Annotated in this window: 17 protein-coding genes; 13 read left to right on the top strand and 4 right to left on the bottom strand. The window is 44.3% G+C overall.

What is annotated here, in order from left to right; all coding sequences use genetic code 11:
* Positions 1-67: 67 nt before the first annotated feature.
* Together GNIT_RS11945 and mutS are read right to left on the bottom strand one after the other, a co-directional pair.
* Positions 68-1,696, bottom strand: a complete 1,629-nt coding sequence (locus GNIT_RS11945) for a CTP synthase (RefSeq protein ID WP_014109480.1) — start codon at positions 1,694-1,696, stop codon at positions 68-70.
* A gap of 274 nt (positions 1,697-1,970) precedes the next feature.
* Positions 1,971-4,652 (bottom strand): DNA mismatch repair protein MutS, encoded by a 2,682-nt coding sequence (gene mutS / locus GNIT_RS11940; protein ID WP_014109479.1) that lies wholly within the window; start codon positions 4,650-4,652, stop codon positions 1,971-1,973.
* 91 nt (positions 4,653-4,743) lie between these two features.
* Here mutS and GNIT_RS11935 point away from each other — a divergent pair, with 91 nt between their 5' ends.
* The 7 genes from GNIT_RS11935 (at position 4,744) to wecC (ending at position 12,922) form a co-directional block, all read left to right on the top strand.
* Positions 4,744-5,370 (top strand): CinA family protein, encoded by a 627-nt coding sequence (locus tag GNIT_RS11935; protein WP_014109478.1) that lies wholly within the window; start codon positions 4,744-4,746, stop codon positions 5,368-5,370.
* A gap of 431 nt (positions 5,371-5,801) precedes the next feature.
* Positions 5,802-6,857 carry a recombinase RecA gene (recA, locus tag GNIT_RS11930; protein WP_041246831.1) on the top strand — a complete coding sequence of 352 codons (1,056 nt, stop codon included), beginning with the start codon at positions 5,802-5,804 and terminating at the stop codon, positions 6,855-6,857.
* Positions 6,858-7,212: 355 nt separating this feature from the next.
* Positions 7,213-7,959 (top strand): glycosyltransferase family 2 protein, encoded by a 747-nt coding sequence (locus GNIT_RS11925; protein ID WP_041246411.1) that lies wholly within the window; start codon positions 7,213-7,215, stop codon positions 7,957-7,959.
* Positions 7,952-8,647: a TVP38/TMEM64 family protein gene (locus tag GNIT_RS11920; protein ID WP_041246410.1), complete on the top strand. Its 696-nt coding sequence runs from the start codon at positions 7,952-7,954 to the stop codon at positions 8,645-8,647. The genes GNIT_RS11925 and GNIT_RS11920 overlap by 8 nt, the downstream gene beginning before the upstream one ends.
* Positions 8,644-10,374, top strand: coding sequence for an ArnT family glycosyltransferase (locus GNIT_RS11915; protein ID WP_014109474.1), 1,731 nt, complete (start codon positions 8,644-8,646; stop codon positions 10,372-10,374). Before GNIT_RS11920 ends, GNIT_RS11915 begins: the two co-directional genes overlap by 4 nt.
* A gap of 142 nt (positions 10,375-10,516) precedes the next feature.
* Positions 10,517-11,644, top strand: coding sequence for a non-hydrolyzing UDP-N-acetylglucosamine 2-epimerase (wecB, locus tag GNIT_RS11910; protein WP_014109473.1), 1,128 nt, complete (start codon positions 10,517-10,519; stop codon positions 11,642-11,644).
* On the top strand, positions 11,645-12,922 hold the full coding sequence (gene wecC, locus GNIT_RS11905; protein WP_014109472.1) for a UDP-N-acetyl-D-mannosamine dehydrogenase: 1,278 nt from the start codon (positions 11,645-11,647) through the stop codon (positions 12,920-12,922).
* Between the two features lie 77 nt (positions 12,923-12,999).
* Here wecC and GNIT_RS11900 read toward each other — a convergent pair whose 3' ends face one another.
* Positions 13,000-13,308, bottom strand: a complete 309-nt coding sequence (locus tag GNIT_RS11900; protein ID WP_014109471.1) for an EscU/YscU/HrcU family type III secretion system export apparatus switch protein — start codon at positions 13,306-13,308, stop codon at positions 13,000-13,002.
* Positions 13,309-13,320: 12 nt separating this feature from the next.
* A complete protein-coding gene (gene fliK, locus GNIT_RS11895; protein WP_014109470.1) occupies positions 13,321-15,804 on the bottom strand; it encodes a flagellar hook-length control protein FliK in 2,484 nt (827 codons plus the stop codon).
* A 255-nt stretch (positions 15,805-16,059) separates the two neighbouring features.
* Here fliK and ccmA point away from each other — a divergent pair, with 255 nt between their 5' ends.
* The 6 genes from ccmA to GNIT_RS11865 are packed head-to-tail and all read left to right on the top strand — an operon-like array spanning position 16,060 to position 20,928.
* Positions 16,060-16,689 (top strand): cytochrome c biogenesis heme-transporting ATPase CcmA, encoded by a 630-nt coding sequence (gene ccmA / locus GNIT_RS11890; protein WP_014109469.1) that lies wholly within the window; start codon positions 16,060-16,062, stop codon positions 16,687-16,689.
* Positions 16,683-17,348 carry a heme exporter protein CcmB gene (gene ccmB / locus GNIT_RS11885; protein WP_014109468.1) on the top strand — a complete coding sequence of 222 codons (666 nt, stop codon included), beginning with the start codon at positions 16,683-16,685 and terminating at the stop codon, positions 17,346-17,348. Before ccmA ends, ccmB begins: the two co-directional genes overlap by 7 nt.
* Positions 17,348-18,166 carry a heme ABC transporter permease gene (locus GNIT_RS11880; RefSeq protein WP_014109467.1) on the top strand — a complete coding sequence of 273 codons (819 nt, stop codon included), beginning with the start codon at positions 17,348-17,350 and terminating at the stop codon, positions 18,164-18,166. The genes ccmB and GNIT_RS11880 overlap by 1 nt, the downstream gene beginning before the upstream one ends.
* On the top strand, positions 18,166-18,450 hold the full coding sequence (ccmD, locus tag GNIT_RS11875; protein WP_014109466.1) for a heme exporter protein CcmD: 285 nt from the start codon (positions 18,166-18,168) through the stop codon (positions 18,448-18,450). The genes GNIT_RS11880 and ccmD overlap by 1 nt, the downstream gene beginning before the upstream one ends.
* Positions 18,434-18,904 carry a cytochrome c maturation protein CcmE gene (ccmE, locus tag GNIT_RS11870; protein WP_014109465.1) on the top strand — a complete coding sequence of 157 codons (471 nt, stop codon included), beginning with the start codon at positions 18,434-18,436 and terminating at the stop codon, positions 18,902-18,904. The genes ccmD and ccmE overlap by 17 nt, the downstream gene beginning before the upstream one ends.
* Positions 18,904-20,928, top strand: a complete 2,025-nt coding sequence (locus tag GNIT_RS11865) for a heme lyase CcmF/NrfE family subunit (protein WP_014109464.1) — start codon at positions 18,904-18,906, stop codon at positions 20,926-20,928. Before ccmE ends, GNIT_RS11865 begins: the two co-directional genes overlap by 1 nt.
* The last annotated feature ends 33 nt before the right edge of the window (positions 20,929-20,961 follow it).

Below are 20,961 nucleotides of genomic sequence, written 5' to 3'. Positions count from 1 at the left end.
TTTATAATTGACGGTAAGCTACTAAGAAAGCACGCTTTTACGTGCTCGTGCTCTCTTCATATCCTACTTATTTGTTTTTAGCGTATTCACCTGCCGCCGCTATGAACCCAGTAAACAGTGGGTGTCCATCACGTGGGGTTGAGTTAAACTCAGGGTGAAACTGGCCCGCTACGAACCAAGGGTGATCTTCAATTTCAATCACTTCAACCAAGGCCTTATCGGTGGATAATCCACTCACTTTTAGACCCGCTTTTTCAATTTCACTGCGCAAGTTGTTGTTGATTTCATAACGGTGACGATGGCGTTCAAAAATTTCAGTGCTGCCATACATCTTTTCAACTTTACTGCCTTTTTCTAAGTGGCAAAGTTGACTACCCAAACGCATAGTACCACCTAAATCGGTGGAAACATCTCGGATCTCTTTGCCGCCATCGGCGTCTAGCCATTCGGTAATAAGGCCGACAACAGGGAAGGGTGTGTCAGGATCGAATTCTGTGCTGTTGGCGTTTTCCATACCGGCAACGTTACGAGCAAATTCGATATAAGCAATCTGCATACCTAAACAAATGCCTAAGTAAGGTACATCGTTTTCACGAGCATATTTTGCTGCGGCAATTTTACCTTCGATTCCGCGCTCGCCAAAGCCACCTGGAACTAAGATTGCGTCGAGGTCATGCAGGATATGAATACCTTTGCTTTCAACATCTTGCGAATCTATGTGTTTAATATTAACCGTGAGACGATTTTTTAATCCGGCATGTTTTAACGCTTCATTAACTGATTTATACGCATCAGGTAACTCAACGTATTTGCCGACCATACCGATAGTCACTTCACCCGTTGGGTTTGATTCTGCATAAAGTACTTGTTCCCATTCCGCTAAATCAGCTTCTGGACAGTCATAACCAAAGCGCTTCACGACTAACTCGTCCATGCCTTGCGCTTTAAGTGCTGCTGGGATCTTGTAAATGCTGCTAGCATCGCGCAGTGAAATAACGGCTTTCTCGTTTACGTTAGTAAATAAGGCTATTTTTGCGCGTTCGTTGCTGGGCAATGGCACTTCAGAACGGCATACCAATATGTCTGGCATGATACCAACAGAGCGTAATTCTTTTACAGAATGCTGCGTTGGTTTAGTTTTCGTTTCGCCTGATGCAGCAAGGTAGGGCACTAGCGTCAGGTGCATGAACATCGAGTGTTCCCGGCCCACTTCGGTACCTAACTGACGAATAGCTTCGATGAACGGCTGTGATTCAATATCACCCACCGTGCCACCAATTTCAACAATCGCAACGTCGTTACCTTCAGCACCGGCAATAATACGACGCTTAATTTCGTTCGTAATATGCGGAATAACCTGAATGGTTGCGCCTAAGTAGTCACCGCGTCGTTCGCGTTTGATAACTTCTTCATATACACGACCCGTGGTGAAGTTGTTGCGCTTGGTCATACGGGTGCGAATAAAGCGCTCGTAGTGACCTAAATCCAAATCGGTTTCTGCACCATCGTCGGTAACAAATACCTCACCGTGTTGAATTGGGCTCATTGTGCCAGGGTCAACGTTTATGTAAGGGTCGAGTTTGAGCATAGTGACCTTTAGGCCGCGTGCTTCAAGAATGGCGGCTAAGGAAGCTGCCGCAATTCCTTTTCCTAGTGATGAAACAACACCACCGGTGACGAAAATATAATTTGTCATGCAAAACCTAAGATACTTGAGTTGAACGGAATCTATGTAAAATCCATTTTGTATAAGCTGTTTTTCGGAACACAAACGAGGCGGCGTGCAGGCTTACTAGAATTAATGTGAATTAAAAATAAGCGTGTTTTTAAGGCCGAATCGTGGATCCTTGAGCACATTGAAGGCGTGCTTTGATGGGCGGATAGTATACTAAAAAACTACCCGCAGAGTAAATGAAAAATGTGTGATTAGCTGTCATTCTCTTGGATTATCGATGATAAGCGCGAGAAAACTACTTAATTTCTTTGCGCCATTGATAAAGCAAGGCTAGCGCCTCTCTTGGCGAGAGATCGTCAATATCTATTTGTTTGATTTTTTGTTCAAGCCAATGCTCTTGAATGTCAAACGCCATGCTCAATTGGGTTTCGTTGGTTTTGTTTGAGGTGAGTTGATGTTTTTTAGACGTCAACGCCTTAGCTGCAGAATCGCTTGATTGCTCACTCGTGTTAGCGTGTGATCTTTCATTGTTGGCATTGACCACATCAAGTCGTTCTAACTCTGCTAATTTGCGCTTTGCTGAGTCGATAACTGCTTTCGGGACGCCCGCTAGTTTAGCTACCTGTAGACCATAACTTTTACTCGCGGCTCCTTGTTGCACCTGATGCATAAAACGTATTTCATCATTATGTTCAACCGCGCTTAAATGCACGTTTGTAATTGTCGGAATGCTGTCCGACAAGCTAGTGAGCTCAAAATAGTGAGTTGCGAATAAGGTGAATGCATGTAGTTTCTCCGATAGCCATTGAGCGCAAGACCAGGCTAAGCTCAAACCATCGTAAGTGCTGGTTCCTCTGCCTATTTCATCCATTAGCACTAAGCTATTTGCGGTCGCGTTATTGAGAATGTTGGCGGTTTCTGTCATTTCAACCATGAAGGTTGAGCGCCCGGAAGCGAGATCATCAGCCGCACCGATACGCGTGAAAATACGATCAATAGGGCCAATTTTCACGTCTTGTGCGGGCACATAACAGCCAACGTAAGCGAGTAATACGATAAGTGCTGTTTGACGCATGTAAGTAGACTTACCGCCCATGTTCGGGCCGGTGATCATCAACATACGCGTGTTGTCATCCATGAATAACGGGTTTGCGATGAACGGTGAGTTCATGACTTCTTCAACCACCAAGTGGCGACCTTCGCTATAGTTGATGATGTTTTCATCGACCAACTCTGGACGATGCAAATTCAAGGTGTCTGCGCGCTCGGCGAAGTTTGTGAGCACGTCTAAGGTGGCTAAAGCCACTGCGCTTTGCATTAAGTTTGGCAGCTCAGGAGCGATATCATCAAATAAGGCCTCGTAGAGTTTTTTCTCGAGTGCGAGTGCTTTGCTTTGGCTTGTTAGTACTTTGTCTTCGTGCGCCTTGAGCTCCGGAATAATGTAGCGTTCGTTGTTTTTAAGCGTTTGACGTCTAACGTATTCAGGCGGAATTTTATCGCTATTGGCACGACTCACTTCAATGAAGAAGCCATGCACTCGGTTGTAGTTTACTTTTAATGTTGGAATGCCGGTGCGTTCGCGCTCTTTAACTTCAAGGCGATCAAGAAAGTCCGTTGCGCCTTTTGAAAGAGCGCGCAGTTCATCAAGTTCTGCAGAGTAGCCCTCTGCTATTACACCGCCATCGCGCAAGACAACGGGTGGGTTGTCAATAATAGCGCTGTTTAATAATTCGGCAACCTTTGGGTATTCGCCAATATCAGCGCTAAACATGCTGAATGTGTCGTGCTGCGACGATGGAATGCAGTCACGTAACCACTGCTGTAAATCGGGCAACATATTTAAAGCTTCTTTGAGCCTTGAAAAGTCTCTGGGGCGCGCCGAACGCAGGGCCATGCGCGCTAATATTCGTTCAACGTCACCGATTTGTTTTAAGAAGTCTTGCAGCACCGAATAGTTGTGACTTTGCACGTCAGCAATGGTGTTCTGTCTGAATAGCAGTTTGTTCTTGTCAGTGATAGGACGGTGCAACCAACGTTGCAGCAGGCGACTCCCCATTGCCGTTGAGGTATTATTTAATACGGCAAATAAAGTGTTTTCTGAACTGCCAGAGAGGGTTCTGGTGAGCTCCAAATTTTGTTGAGTAGCAGCATCCATGAGCACCGATTCATCTGCGCGGTACTGACTTATTTTCCTTAAATGCGGAAGGGCTGTGCGCTGGGTTTCTTGCACATATTGCAATACACATCCTGCTGCACCTATCGCAACGGCTTGGTTGTTAATGCCAAAACCATCAAGTTCTTTCGTGCCAAACTGGGTATTGAGCTTTAAGTTTGCTGTGTCGGTGTCGAATTCCCACTGTGGGCGTCTTCTCAGGCCTTTGCATTTTTCGATTAAGTGAAAAAAGGCGCATTGCTCTGGATACAGAATTTCTGCCGGCTGAATACGCTGAAGTTCGGCTTGAAACGCTTCGTCACTTTGCGCATCAAATATCATGAACTGGCCGCTTGTTATATCGATCGATGCAAGTCCGTAAACGTCTTTTACTTTGGTGATAGCCAACAAAACAGAGTCTTTTGACTCTTCTAGTAAGGCCTCGTCTGTGACCGTGCCCGGCGTTACAATTCGCTGAACTGCACGTTCTACAGGACCTTTACTGGTGGCCGGGTCGCCAATTTGTTCACATATTGCAACCGACTCGCCCATTTTGACCAGTTTCGCTAAATAGTTTTCAGCAGCATGATAAGGTACGCCGGCCATTGGAATGGGCTCGCCACCCGATTTGCCGCGAGCGGTGAGGGATATGTTAAGTAGGTTAGATGCTTTTTTAGCATCGTCAAAAAACAGCTCATAAAAGTCGCCCATGCGGTAAAAAAGCAAAATATCCGGATGATCCGCCTTTATCTTTAGATATTGCGTCATCATAGGGGTATTGGCTGGACCGCTTGCGTTAACTTTATCGGATTTTTTATTTGGCATGCTTTTTAAACAGGTTTCTGTTGTGACAACTTCAGCTTGTCTTTAATATGTGTCGCTATTGTAATGAAAACCACAGGGATATAAATAGACATTGCAAAACTTAACAACAAAAAGTGTTGAAGCACTCGCTCGTAGCCTTGGTGAAAGCCTGCTTGCTGCTCACAAAAAAGTGGCGTCGGTTGAGTCATGCACAGGTGGTGGCGTAGCTTATGCCATTACTGAAGTGCCGGGCTCTTCACAGTGGTTTGAAAAATCGTGGGTTACATATTCCAACCAGGCTAAACATGAAGAAGTGGGGGTTAGCTTGGCGACTTTGGATAAGTTCGGCGCTGTTTCTTCAGAGGTGGTGCACGAGATGGCGGAGGGCGGACTGCGTAAAAGTGGCGCTAATTTATGTGTTGCTATTAGTGGTATTGCTGGTCCTGGCGGCGGCACAGCCTCTAAGCCGGTGGGTTTGGTGTGGTTTGCTATTGCGAAAACTGTGGATGATCGCAGAGCGAAAAACGGCAGCGCTGGTATTCTCAGAGCCAATGGTCTAGAAGCAGAGCAGAAAAATAAAATCGATAATCTTCACTCGAAAAACTCCCTCAGTAATTCGAATAATCTGGTACAAACACGCTGTTTTTCAAGGTGTTTTAGTGGCGATAGACAGCAAGTTCGAGAACAAGCCATCAATCTTGCATTGAAAGAACTGATCGTCAGCCTAGTTAACACGTAAGCTTTGTTTAGATAATATTAACAATAAGTACTGTATGAAACTGAGTTTTGTGTCGTCATTCATATTATTAATTACCCTCGTTAAACAGTGCGAAAAACAAAAATACCAATAAATACATAAAGATAAATTTTTTTTGAAATTCAGTATTGAAACTGTATGGTTATACAGTATACTTGCGATATAAATGATTAGGTGTGTTGGTTTACCCCATAATAAAAAATGGCCCAACGGCAAATACAACTAATGATAAACGGTTTGGTAAGTGCGTTATTTGCTAAACAATAAAAGCACTGTTAGCGCTATTAACATAGCCTGCAAGCTTACCAAAACAACATCGAATACACCTAGGAGCTACGGCCATGTTAAAAAAATCAGCTGAAAAAACAAAAAAGACAGCACCAGAAAGAAGAACAGGTAAAGAGGACAAAGGCATGAGTGAAAATAAAAGTCGTGCGCTCGACGCAGCTCTAGGTCAAATAGAAAAGCAATTCGGTAAAGGCGCTATTATGCGTTTGGGTGACAACCAAGCTTTAGATATTGAAGCAATATCAACCGGTTCACTCACAATCGATATTGCATTAGGCATAGGTGGTCTTCCTTGCGGCCGTGTTGTAGAGGTATATGGTCCTGAGTCTTCAGGTAAAACAACCTTAACGCTGCAAGTTATTGCTGAAGCACAGAAGAAAGGCAAAACGTGTGCCTTCGTTGATGCCGAGCATGCGCTTGACCCTATCTATGCTGAAAAGTTAGGCGTGAACATTAATGATTTGCTTGTTTCTCAGCCCGATACCGGTGAGCAAGCGCTAGAAATTTGTGACATGCTCGTGCGTTCGAACGCCGTTGACGTGGTGGTTGTTGACTCCGTGGCCGCGTTAACGCCTCGCGCTGAAATCGAAGGCGACATGGGTGACTCACACGTTGGCCTGCAAGCACGCTTGATGTCTCAAGCTTTACGTAAATTAACGGCTAACATCAAACGTTCAAACACACTGGTTATTTTCATTAACCAAATTCGTATGAAAATTGGTGTGATGTTCGGTAACCCAGAAACCACGACTGGTGGTAACGCGCTTAAATTCTACGCGTCAGTTCGTTTAGACATTCGTCGCATCGGCGCAATTAAAGACGGTGATGAGGTGGTCGGAAACGAAACGCGGGTGAAGGTTGTCAAAAACAAGGTAGCCCCTCCGTTTAAACAAGCCGAATTCCAAATTATGTATGGCGAAGGTATCTCAAAAGAAGCTGAGTTAATTGACTTAGGCGTAAAACAGAAGCTCGTTGAAAAAGCAGGTGCTTGGTATAGCTACAATGGCGAACGAATTGGTCAAGGTAAAGCTAACGTCGTTAAGTATCTAAAAGAACATGTCGGAATGGCAGAAGAAATCGAAGCGCTCATTCGTGCCGAATTATTAATGCCTAAGACCAAGAAAGTAGAAGAAGTTGCTGAAGCTGAAACGGCCGATCTTGATGCTGAAGAGAAAGAATAAGCAATATTAATAATACACTGCTCGATACTCTCCCGAGATTGCTGAGCCTCTAGGTTTTCTTAAACGAAAACTAGAGGCGTAGCACAAATTTAGCGCTGCCTTCTAGTGGCGGTTTTTAATGGCTGACTTGTTCAGCCATTTTTTTATCCCGTATTTATAAACTTGTCTAAAATCATTTATTCTGATTTTTCAAATAATCCATCGTTTTAATCAACATAGACTATGCTAAAAACAAAAGCTTTATATTCAATATTGTCAGCATTGTTAAAATTTCAGGTTGCCTTAAGGAGTACTTAAGTTTCAGATTGTAGTCTTCGCAGTAATCTGAATTCATTATTATTGAAAAGCGAAGGATATGGACGTGTCGTCTAAATATATCAGCATAGTTGTACCGGCGAAAAACGAGGCCGAAAATATTGACATTCTCGTCGACGAAATCATTACGCATTTAGATTCATTATATCAATTCGAGATCATCTATATTGACGATGGAAGTAGTGACTCCACTGCAGAAAAAGTATTGGGATTGATGCGACGCTACCCCGACCAAGTTAGGTTAATTCAGCACGACAGTTCTGTAGGTCAGAGTACTGCCATTTATACAGGTGTGAAACAGGCTTGTGGAGAGCTGATTGTCACAATTGATGCCGATGGACAAAATAATCCAGCGGATATGATTAATCTTATTAAAACTGCCGAAGCTTTTCCAAAAGGCGTCGATTTTTGTGTTGCCGGCTATAGAAAAAAAAGAAAAGATACCGCTTGGAAGCGCTTTCAATCTCGTGTAGCCAACGGTGTCCGTGCAACGTTGTTAGGTGATGATACACCTGATACTGGCTGCGGATTAAAGGTGATTCCGCGCAAAACCTTTCTTCGACTCCCTTATTTTAATCATATGCACCGTTACTTACCATCGTTGATAAAACGATTGGGCGGTAAGATTGTAGTGGTTGAAGTTGGCCATCGAGATCGCCAGCATGGGGAATCTAACTACGGCATGTGGGGTAGGTTGTTTGCGGGTTTAGTAGACATGCTGGGGGTTATGTGGCTGCAGCGTCGGAATAAACTGCCCGTGGTAAGAGAGCTATTTCCTGATGATTAAGGAGCCCTCACTAAAATGGTATAAACAAGGTTTAGGGACGGTTGTTCTATGTGTCGTCATTGGCTATGTGTTTACCTATATGGACATAGTGTCAAGTTTTAACCAGACATGGATTGACAGGGACATTAGAGATAATGGTATGAAGGGCGCGATATACTTTTTTGGCATCAGCGTTTTTATTACTGCTTGCGGTGCACCGCGACAAGTTGTCGCTTTTTTAGGAGGCTATGCTTTCGGTGCAATATCAGGCGTGATATTAGCTACAGCTGCCACTTTAGGCGGCTGTATCGTTACTTTTTATCTATCTAAAATAGTCATTAAGCCGTTAATTCGAAGGAATTTTCACAAGCAATCGGAACGGGTGAACGCATTCCTGGCGAAAGAGCCAACCCGAAAAACAATCATTATTCGTTTATTGCCTCTGGGCAGCAACGTACTGACAAATTTAATTGCGGGTAGCACAAACGTGAGTCCTCGTGCATTCTTTATTGGCTCTGGTATTGGCTATATTCCACAAATGTTTATATTTTCTTTGTTAGGAAAAGGCATGCTGATAGGCTCTGAATGGAAAATTATAGTGAGTGTATTGCTGTTTTTTGTATCGAGTTATCTAAGCTTTTTGTTATATAAAAAACACAGACGTTCGCTTGAACAAAGCACGCTTGCAGATTCGAGTCCCGTTAAATGAATTCACAATTTTTGCAACTCAGCCCCAGCGCGATGAGAACGATTGAGCGCTTATCAACATCATTCACGTTTTTATTTATTGCTACAGTACTGCTGATATTTATAGGTATTGGGCTGAGAGATCCTTGGCCTGCGGATGAGCCCCGTTTTGCTCTCGTGGCTAAAGAAATGGTGGAAACGGGGCAGTGGTTTTTCCCAGCAAGAGCCCAAGAGTTTTACCCAGACAAGCCACCCATTTTTATGTGGTCTATCGCTTTGTTCTATTGGATTACGGGCTCGTTGAGGCTGTCATTCTTGCTGCCTTCAGCGCTTGCAGGCTTGCTCACGATTTTTCTTGTTTTTGATATCGGAAAGCGTCTTTGGGACAAAAAGACCGGTCTCATTGCAGGCTGGTTGTTGTTATTTACCATTCAATTTTTATTGCAAAGCAAAACTGCTCAAATAGACGCTACCGTTTGTGCTTTTATCACAATAGGCTGCTATGGCTTATTGCGTTTCTGGTTAGTTGACGGTAAGTATAGATGGTACGCCATGGCGTGGTTTTTCATGGGTATTGGCGTGATCACGAAAGGCGTCGGATTTTTGCCCTTGTTGATGCTCATTCCCTATGCGTTCTACCGATTCAAAACACGAGACAAAGTATCCATTGCAACCAGTCCTTGGTGGGCATGGTCAGCAGGGCCATTCATTATGCTTGGCGCTATTGGTCTTTGGTTTATTCCAATGCTACTTATAGTAGGGGCGTCGGATAACGCAGCACTGGAGCTCTACCGGGATAACATTTTATTTAAGCAAACGGTAACGCGCTATACAGATTCTTGGCATCACATAAAACCGGCTTGGTATTATGTGACTTCTGTTATTCCTTTGTTTTGGTTGCCGCTAAGCGTGATGCTGCCGTGGTTGGTGAAGCCTTGGTATAAGGCCTTCAAACAACTAGATGCACGCATTATTCTGCCGATTGGCTGGGTATTACTAGTGGTGGTTTTCTTCAGCATCAGCCCCGGTAAACGAGGCGTCTATATTTTACCTGCCTTACCTATGTTGGCCTTGTCTATTGCACCTTTCTACTCGGTGTTGCTGAACTCAAAAGTGGTGAAAAATATCCTGTTTGGGCTTAGCTTATTGTTAGGCAGTGTTCTGCTTCTCATCGCTATACTAGGTTTGTTGGATGTGACTGCCGTTACCAAGCTCACGGACAAGATTGATATTGAACCATGGTTTTTGTTTTTGGGTATTGGTGTGTTTAGTGTGATGGGAACCTTCGCGTTAAAAGGCTTTTCTCGATGGGTAGCTTGGCCTGTATTTTTCAGCGTATTGTGGATAGGTTACAGCACCTATGGCTACTACTTACGCAACGATGTGAGTACGCCTTTAAATATTTATGCTGAAGCCCAATTGCATATTGATGAGGGAGCAGAAATAGCATTGATTAATTTTTCTGAACAATTCATTTTATTCTCACCATACCCTATCGTGCATTTTGGCTATCATACCGTTCTTAAAAAACAACTCATGGCCGCATATCAGTGGCAGCAGCAAGAGAACCAATATTTGTTGATTGAGGATGTTGAAATTGATGCAGCGTGCTTTGATACTGCGCAAGCTATTGATTTAGGATTTGCGCACAGAAGGCATTGGATGCTGTTGCCTGCTTCCGCTAAGAAAGAAGAGTGTGAATATGATGGGTCAGATTTGCCTGTCTATCGGTATAATGTTAAAAAATAAGAACATCGCAATAATTTAAAGGTATCTTTTGAAAGGCAATAGTTTGAAAGCCTAGAACAAATAAATGTGACAAGCATGTCAGTTTTCAGTAGGATTTGCGACAATATTCAATTCGCATTTTCTAATAGGAAATTAAGCATTCATGAAAAAAGTCTTATGTGTATTTGGTACTCGTCCTGAAGCCATCAAAATGGCTCCGTTAGTCAAATACCTCGAAGCTGATTCAAGATTTGACTTAAAGGTATGTGTTACTGCCCAACATAGAGAGATGCTTGATCAAGTTCTCGAACTTTTTGATATTCACCCTGATTTCGATCTTGATCTCATGAAGCACAAGCAAACGCTCAACGACGTCACCGCAAAGATAGTGGTGCAAATGAAGCCTGTATTAATGGATTTCAAACCCGACGTCGTTCTTGTCCACGGTGATACTGCAACTACCTTTGCAACAAGTTTAGCGGCTTATTATGAGCAAATAGCAGTAGGACATGTTGAAGCAGGATTGAGGACAGGCAATATTTACTCTCCTTGGCCGGAAGAGGCCAACCGAAAACTAACCGGTGCTATCACCACTTATCATTTCGCCCCAACCAAAGAATCGCAAGATAACTTACTACGTGAAAATGTTCACAGCGATGCGATCACCGTGACTGGAAATACGGTTATTGACGCATTGCTTCTGGTAAGAGATAAACTAAAAATAGACATAAATTTACAATCTGAAATGTCGAAAAAGTTCGCTTATTTAGACGACAATAAAAAGCTTATTTTAGTGACTGGGCATCGTCGAGAGAATTTCGGTCAAGGATTTGAGAATATTTGCAAAGCGTTAGCGCGCATAGCCAGTAAATACGAAGATGTCGAAATTTTATATCCGGTGCATCTAAACCCCGCTGTTTCTGAGCCGGTTAATCGCTTGCTGTCTAACGTACCAAATATAAAACTTATTGAACCTCAGCAATATTTAGAGTTTGTTTATCTGATGGATCGCAGCACGATCATATTGACCGATTCTGGCGGTATTCAGGAGGAAGCACCTTCATTAGGAAAGCCTGTTCTGGTGATGCGTGACACAACAGAACGACCCGAAGCCGTGTCATCAGGAACGGTAAAGCTTGTTGGCACTGATGTTGAAAAAATCTGCTTCGAAATGGAGCGCTTACTAACGGATACCCAAGCGTATAAAGACATGAGTTTTGCACATAACCCTTACGGGGATGGCCATGCTTGTAAACGGATTGCGGAACAACTATTGAAGGAAGTGTTATAAATGTCATTTGAAACCATATCTGTTATTGGGCTTGGTTATATTGGATTGCCAACAGCAGCAATGTTTGCCGCTAGTGGGAAAAAAGTTATTGGCGTTGATGTCAATCAGCATGCAGTAGACACTATAAATCGCGGAGAAATTCACATAGTTGAGCCAGGACTTGGGGCTATTGTTGCAAAAGCGGTCAAAGAAAAAAGGTTGATGGCGGTGATTCAACCTGAGCCTGCAGATGCATTTTTGATAGCGGTTCCCACGCCATTCTTAAAAACAGACTCGTCTGTTCCGGTGCCCGACGTTAGCTACATAATGAGAGCATGTTTAGCGATTGCTCCTGTATTGAAAAAGGGAGACTTGGTTATATTAGAGTCCACCTCACCTGTTGGTGCGACTGAAAAAGTAACCGAGTGGCTTGCTGAACTTCGACCTGAACTTAAATTCCCAAAACATGGCGATGAAACAGCTGACGTTAATGTTGCACATTGCCCTGAGCGCGTATTACCCGGTAAAGTCATAGAAGAACTCGTGTCTAATGACAGGGTGATCGGTGGAATAACACCAATGTGCTCACAGCGTGCAGTCGAACTCTATAAAACCTTTGTTGAAGGTGACTGTATTATTACAAACGCTCGAACAGCTGAAATGGCGAAGCTTACAGAAAATGCATCAAGAGATGTGAGTATTGCTTTCGCTAACGAATTATCGATGATTTGCGATGAAGCGGGTATTAACGTTTGGGAACTTATCGAGTTAGCAAATTTGCATCCTAGAGTGAATATTTTGCAACCGGGACCAGGCGTTGGTGGCCACTGTATCGCTGTCGACCCTTGGTTTATAGTAAGTAAATCGCCGGTTACTGCACGCCTGATTAAATCTGCTCGAGAGATAAACGACAGCAAGCCTAAGTGGGTTGTACAAAAGGTTAAGCAAGCTGCAGGTGAGCTACTGCTTGAAAATGTTGCGGCGTTAAAATCTAAAGTTACGATTGCTTGTTACGGACTTGCGTTTAAACCAGATATCGATGACCTAAGAGAAAGCCCATCGTTAACCATCGCTAGATTAGTATCAACGTTGGGAGATATTAATTGCGTTTGTGTAGAGCCTAATATTAGTTTGGACACTAAGCTGGATGGTATCAATCTAGTGTCGCTTGAAACCGCTTTAAAAGAGGCTGATATTCATGTGATGTTGGTAGACCACAAAGAGTTTAAGAGTATTGCGAGACCAGAAGGTAAGATTATCGATACCAAAGGTGTTTGGGACGGCTATAAGCTTAAATAGAGCGGTATCATCTTTCTAAAACACAATTTATAAAATACTATCAAACTAACCCGATGAGCAATGAGTGTTTCATCGGGTTACTCTTTAAAATCCACTTTACTATGCACATTCGACCAAGACTCAGGGAACTTACCTTGCAGTACATACGAAAATGCAATTAACTCTGCGATAACATGATAGAGGTTTTCTGGTATTTCCTGACCCAAATCCATCCGTGCTAATAAATCACTTAAATATGGGTCTTCATGGATCAGCACGCCACTTTGCTTTGCCAACTTGATAATGTCATCGGCTAAGTCGCCAAAGCCTTTCGCTATGACGGTCGGAGAATTATTCTCCTCAGTGTTGTATTTAAGGCCGATGGCCTTTTTAGTGTCGTCTTTCATGTTAATTTATCACTATACTTGCGTCTCAAACACTTGATAATGCTCGGTTTTGAGCTGCTTTGGGATTTTTCCCAGTTGACACGATTTCTCGGTTAAATTAATGCCTAGTGCCGAAAGTCGACGTTGTAGGAAAGGCAGCATATCGTAGGCCTTATTTTTTAATTCTGTTGTAGATGTATAGAGCTGCAGCTTGATTTCATCATCTTTCAACTGTGTTTTTGCCAACATTTGCCCCAGTGGGCCAACATCTAACTTCATCGTTAGATACCATGATGAGCTGCCTTCATTATTATCGGAATTTTTATTTTCACGTGTTTCTCGCTTAACCAATAATTCAATATCATCCGCATTTTTATCAAACACATTGGGTAGTGCATAGTAGAGCTGATCTTGGCCCTGCAGTGACGACTCGATGCTCTTGAGCTTGTGATTTTGGTGGCTAAATAGCATTTTTGCGACTTCAGCACTTAGGGTGTGTTTTGCATCAAACTGTCTAAAGTCACTCAGTAACTTCGCACTTTGCGCGCTCGTGACGTTAGGCACTATACTTTTTATCACGTCGGGAATTTGATCTTGCATTTTGCTCGCTTGTTTATTCGACTGACGCTGCAGTTTCGAGGCCAAGCTCACCTGAAGCAATGTTACTAAGCCAGACAAAAAACCACTAACGGCGGTGGGCGATAATGCATTAATAGGGGCATTATTTAGCGGCGCAGCAACCAGCTGCTGTATGGTCTTAGCATCGATAGCTGTTTGCTGAGCAGCTGATGTGTTAGGCAGTTGATCTCTTACATATCTTAATAGCGCCTGCGTTTCAGGGCTTAGCTCGGCGATATCTGCATCGGCATTCAACGCACTTATAATGTTGGCTAATGAGAGAGTTTGGCTCTGGCTAGCGGATTGAGCTAAGGTTGATTGGCTAAGTGCTTGAACTTGTGTTTTTAGTGAATCAATAGTGGTTGCAGGGTTCACTCTTTGTGTCGCGGCCAAATTACTCAGCTGTTCAATAATAGAGCTTATTTTTGTATTCGGTAATTGACTCAAAAGCTGCGTCAGTATCGTTGGATTTTGCTGGGCAGCAGGCTGAGAAGTTTGAGCGGGTGTATTAATGAATTTAGTAAGTTGCTCTAACAGCAAATCGGTTTTGAAGTTAGGAAGGGCTGCCGCAGGGTTTCTTGCCGCGGCTGCATCCGTCAATGCTGATTGTGGATTGCTTACAGTAGGATTGCCCGCTTGATTAACGCCTAGCTCTGCTCTACTTGCAATAAAACCTTGTTTCGCAATCGTATTTGAAAGTGCCCCAGCTACTGACCCTGTGCCTGAATTCGACGCCAATTGCTTATTCGTCAATGTAGACTTTGCCGCATCGACAACATTATTATTTCCCGCATTCCCTAAAGCTTTACCTTCAGCTGTTGCCAATAATGTGCGAATTTGACTAGTATTAAGTTCTCCAGAGGATTTACTCAGGTTGCCTAAAACAGAGAGTTTTAACGAATTCGCGTTGCCGGTACCTTCAACAAGAAGAGAGACTTGTGTGGCCGCGGTAGTGTTGACTCTCGCAATCGCATTTTGTAGTGAGGACAATAGTGATTTAGGCAGGTCGCCCAACTTTGCATCAGTTAGTGGAATAATTACCTGCGATAAGCCTGAAGACGCGTTGTTTTGCAAATTATTCGCTACTGAACTGCCTGGCGGCAAAGAACCTATCAACTGCTGTAGTATCGATGCACTGACTAATTTATTGGGCAGCACTGCGTTGTTCAATTTTGCTAGTTGCGAGCCTAAATTGAGAATGGTGTTTACGCTTTGTGCATTTTGAGAATTTTGAGCACTTGCTACATTAACACTGCTCAAAGAAATGATATTTGGCTGTTTGCCGCTAACATCCAGCGTAATTTTCACATTACTGTTCACACTCAAGCTACTCACTTGGGCTTGATTCAAGGTTATTTGCGCTAGTTGCGCCGGCAAGTTTGAACCAGGCACCGTAAAGTTAACGGTAACCTGATTAGCCGAAATTGCGGTGATCCTACCTGAGATATTAACAATTGGCTTGCCCGCAAAGCTAATGTCTCCAGCTGCAGATGCTTTTGCTACCAGCGCAGTAAGCTGATTGTCGTTTACGTTAATGCTAGTGCTCGCCAGTAATTGAGATTGCTGACCAACAGTGGCGCTTTGTCGGTTAGTGACTGCGGCAGGAATTAGGGCGTAGGTGTTGGGTTTATTAGCAACGTTGACGAGTTCAAGTGCTTGGCCCGTTTTCATGTTGCCTAAGTTCGCAAGGGCCGCCGCTGGCAATTGAACCGACTGTCTAGTTTGTGGGTTAGTTAAGGTCACTGTATTTGGGGATACTTGGCTAATGACGACTTTCGCGGCAACGTCATTAAGCGTTTGTGGGTTGTTTGCGCTTGTATTGCTGCGGACAGCAGACGTCTCTGATCCACGAGTCAGCGCATTTAATTGGTTTAGTGTGACGGTTGTTATTTCAGCCATATCCTAGATTATCGGCCGCGACCTTCAAAAAGCAATGATTTGATCTTAATTTGTCTATTGTCTCCTTTAAAACTGGATTTTATGTGTTTTTCAGACGCCCAAATTAAGGATCATGGAATGATCATCAGAATTCATCGTTTGATGTTGCGCAATAGCATCGAATATTCCATACATTCATTGACGATTAAGCACACAAAACATCGAAATATTGTGCTAATATCCCGCGGATAATCAACTTAATTCGAGTATCTCTATTTGCGCGTTTTGCTAGCACAACAAGTGGCCTGTGAAAAAAGTGACCGCCAGTTGTTTTCGGATATCAATATCGAGCTTCATTCTGGCCAATTACTTTACGTAACGGGTGAGAACGGCGCTGGAAAAACCAGTTTGCTGCGCATTTTGGTTGGCTTAAGTCAGCCTGCAGCAGGATACGTTGAAATAAACGGACATGACTGCCAAAAAATGGTGCATGGCGCTAGCGAACGCTTACTTTATTTTGGCCACAAACAGGGTATCAGTCAGTTATTAACGGCGACTGAAAATCTGCGGTTTTGGTGCCAACAGCACGCAATTGATACCAACGATACGGCTATTCACGCCACATTGGCAGAACTAGGCTTGACCGGCTTAGAAGATATTGCGGTAAAGAATTTGTCGGCGGGGCAGCAGCGTCGTGTTGCCTTGGCTAAGCTTTGGCTCAAGACTGACGCTAATGTGTGGGTGTTAGATGAACCTTTTACTGCATTAGACGTTCACTTAATAGCGGAACTTGAAAGCAAAATGGCGGTCTTCCTTAACGCTGGTGGTGCGATTGTGATGACTTCGCATCAGGCTTTAAATATCGATTACCCCATGTCCAATTTGCACTTGGAGTATTCATGGTAGCGTTGAAAGCCGTTTTTTTGAAGGATTTGGCGCTTGCCTATCGTCAACGAGCCGAGTTGATGCAGCCGTTGATGTTTTTCGTATTGGTGATCACCTTGTTTCCGCTCGCGGTGGGACCGAACCTTGAAACGCTGCAGCGTATAGGTGGTGGCGTAATTTGGGTTGCCGCTATCTTGTCGTTATTGCTGGGCATGGAGAGAATGTTTCGCGACGATTTCGCCGACGGCAGTTTAGAACAATATATTTTGTCACCCACGCCTTTGTACATGATTGTTGTGGTGAAGGTTTTTACGCACTGGTTGATGCATATCGTGCCTTTGTTTTTGATTTCGCCCTTGCTTGCGGTGTTTTTGAATCTCACGATGGATATGTATGTGGCGTTGATGCTCACCTTATTATTAGGTACGCCGCTGATTAGTTTTGTGGGTGCTATTGGCGTTGCTCTGACCGTGGGGTTACATCGCGGTGGGGTGCTCTTAGCGCTGCTATTAATTCCGATATTTATACCGTTGCTTATTTTTGCCACGTCAGCCATCGAATCGGCATCAATGTTATTACCTTATCACCCGCAACTTGCTATTATTGCGGCGTTGCTCCTGTTTTCAGTTGCGTTGTCTCCAATGGCAATTGCGTATTCATTAAAAGTGAGTCAGAACTAATGTGGAAGTGGATTAATTCGTTCGCGAAACCAGAAAAAGCCTACTGGCTGTGTGACGTTTTGCAAAACTGGTTTGCTCTTGTCGCTATTGCGAGTCTTTCTATTGGCTTGGTTTGGGGCTTGGGTTTTGCACCTTCAGATTATCAGCAGGGTGAATCTTACCGGATTATTTATATTCATGTGCCTAGTGCTATTTTAGCCATGGGCGCATACGTTGCCATGGCAATAGCGGCGCTGGTCGGCATTGTTTGGCAATGGCGCACGGCTTATATGTTCATGGTAGCCATTGCACCGGTAGGCGCGGTAATGACTCTGATATCTTTATTCACCGGTTCACTGTGGGGCAAGCCTATGTGGGGAACGTGGTGGTTTTGGGATGCACGACTCACCTCGCAGCTCATTTTGCTATTTTTGTACCTAGGCGTTATTTCGCTATATACCGCGTTTGAAGACAAACAGCAGGCGGGTAAAGCCGCTGGGGTGATGGCGATGGTCGGCGTTATCAATATTCCTATTATTCACTTTTCTGTGGAGTGGTGGAACACGCTGCATCAGGGTGCGTCTATTACCAAAATTGGCAAGCCTTCCATTGCGCTTGAAATGTACGTTCCTCTGCTGGTTTGTATTTTGGGCTTCGCCGCGTTTATCGGCTGGGTCACTATTATTCGCATGAAGAACGAAATTATATTGCGAGACTTGCATCGTCCTTGGGTTGCCAAGCGTTTTGGTGGTGCAGAGTTTGCTGCTGTCGACGCAGTTAGCGATAAATTGAGTGATGCTAATGAAAAGCAGAGCTTAAAGTCGGGAGGAAATGAATAATGGAATTTCAATTCGACAGTATCAGCGACTTTTTCAACATGGGCGGCTATGCGTTTTTCGTATGGACTTCTTTCATCTGTACATTTTTGTGTATGGCGGGCGTGCTATTTCACAGCGTCATTGTGAGCAAAAAAATCAAACAGGGTGTACAAAAAGAGAAAGCGAGAGCTGAGCGGATCATGGCTGCTCGCGCTGCACGCAAGCTTAAGCAGCAAGCTAAACCGAAAGCACAAATTTCCAATAATTTAGAACATACCGAGGTAATCGATGAACCCAAGACGTAAACAGCGACTCGTCGCAGTTACAAGCGTTGGTGTATTACTTGTTGCGGCGATAGGCTTCATGCTATACGCCTTGCAAGATTCAATTGATGTGTTTTATACGCCCACTGAAGTGATTGAAGGAAAAACCAAAACGGGGATTAAGCCCATCGTTGGGCAGCGTTTACGTATTGGTGGTTTAGTTGTGCCGGGTTCGGTATCGCGCGATGAAGAAACGCTTGCGGTTAGTTTTGACCTAATGGACACAGGGCCAATCGTGACGGTCCAGTTCAACGGCAGCTTGCCGGATTTGTTTCGTGAAGGCCAAGGCATTGTCGCTACCGGTATATTAAAACCCAATAATCTGATTGTTGCGCATGAAGTGTTAGCTAAACATGATGAAGAGTATATGCCGCCAGAATTGGCAGAGCAGCTCAAAGGCATAAAGCACGTTAAACCAGAACAGGCGGGCTACTAATGATCCCAGAGTTAGGAAACATTGCGCTTATTATTGCGCTAGCACTGTCTATTCTGCTTGCTGTGTATCCGCTTTGGGGCGCACAAATCCACAATCAAACTATGATGAGAATGGGCCGTCCTCTTAGTTTCGGTTTGTTCTTATTTACCGCATTTGCCTACGGTTGCTTAACCTACTCATTCGCGGTCGACGACTTTAGTGTGCAATATGTGGCACAAAACTCAAACAGTGCGCTGCCTATTTATTACAAGATAACGGCAGTGTGGGGCGGACATGAGGGTAGTTTCCTTTTGTGGTGTCTAATTTTTGCTGTGTGGACCTGCGCCGTGGCTGCATTTTCGAAAGGTATTCCGCAGGCAATGATTGCTCGTGTGCTGTCAGTATTAGGGATGGTTAGCATTGGTTTCTATTTGTTCATGTTGCTAACATCAAACCCGTTCGACAGCTTATTACCATTTTTCCCGGTAGATGGGCGAGATTTGAACCCACTGCTGCAAGATTTCGGCATGATTATTCACCCGCCTATGCTGTATATGGGCTACGTTGGTTTCTCCGTTGCGTTTGCGTTTGCTATTGCCGCGCTAATTGGTGGTCAACTGGATTCAACTTGGGCGCGCTGGTCGCGTCCGTGGACTATCGCTGCGTGGAGTTTCCTCACAGTGGGCATCGCATTGGGCAGTTGGTGGGCTTACTACGAACTCGGTTGGGGCGGCTGGTGGTTCTGGGATCCTGTCGAGAACGCATCGTTTATGCCTTGGTTGGTCGGCACCGCGTTAATGCACAGCTTAGCGGTCACTGAAAAACGTAAAGTGTTTAAGTCTTGGACTGTTCTCTTAGCTATCGCAGCATTTTCATTGAGCTTACTGGGTACATTCTTAGTTCGTTCGGGTGTACTGGTTTCAGTGCATTCCTTTGCCAGCGATCCATCTCGTGGTCTGTTCATCTTAGGCTTACTCGTGGTGGTTATCGGTGGCTCACTCTTGCTTTATGCATTACGTGCTTCGCAGTTAAAAAGCGTTGGGCGTTATGAAATGTTCTCTCGCGAAATGATGCTAATGGGCAATAACGTGCTGCTAGTAGCAGCGACCATCGTCGTTCTGCTAGGAACGTTGTTACCTTTAGTCCATAAGGAAATCGGCTTAGGTACGATATCGATTGGTGCACCTTTCTTTAATGAAATGTTTACCTTGCTGATTGTGCCTTTCGTTCTGTTCATGGCTGTTGGCCCGCTATCACGATGGAAAAAGCAGGCGCCCGCAGCACTGAGAAATCAGTTGGTGTTTGGAATGATTTTGGCGCTATCCGCAGGATTGTTGATTAACTTCACGTATGACGAGCCTACCTACATGGGCATGCTCGGCATGGTGATGAGTTTCTGGATATTAATCGCGATTATCTTAGAAGTGCGTCAGCGCGTTGTATCTAACACAAGATCAGAGCCTGTGTTGGCATCGTTGCGAAAGCTAACGCCAAGTCACTGGGGCATGGTCTTAGGTCACGTCGGTTTTGCGGTTACGCTCATTGGTATCACCTTAGTCAGTAACTACGAATTAGAGCGTGATGTGCGCATGAACGCAGGAGATACCGTCAAAATTGCAGATTATACGGTTTCTTTTACCGGCGTTAAGCAAATTGAAGGACCCAACTACAGCGCCGATCGCGGTGTTTTTGACGTATACAAAAACGGCGAATTCGTAAATCACCTCGAGCCAGAAAAACGCTTCTACCCAGTTCAGCGCACATCAATGACTGAAGCCGGAATACACACAACATTAACCCGCGACTTGTTCGTTGCCTTGGGTGAACCGCTATCAAACGACGCGTGGGCCATCCGACTCTACTACAAGCCTTTCGTAGTATGGATTTGGGGCGGCGCCATAATCATGTGCATCGGCGGCATCTTCTCAATCAGCGACAAACGCTACCGCATCAAGAAAATGGCCAAGTGGCGCAACGTACCCAGCGAATCAAAAACCAAGGGGCCAGAGACCTTGAAACCCAAGCTATCAAGGGGCCAGGTTTGATGAAAATTATCAAGGGGTCAGAGACGATGAAAC

Source organism: Glaciecola nitratireducens FR1064 (genome assembly GCF_000226565.1).
Classification (GTDB): Bacteria; Pseudomonadota; Gammaproteobacteria; order Enterobacterales; family Alteromonadaceae; genus Glaciecola; species Glaciecola nitratireducens.
The sequence above is the reverse complement of the archived record's forward strand: the minus strand, read 5'-3'. Positions and strand labels throughout refer to the sequence as shown.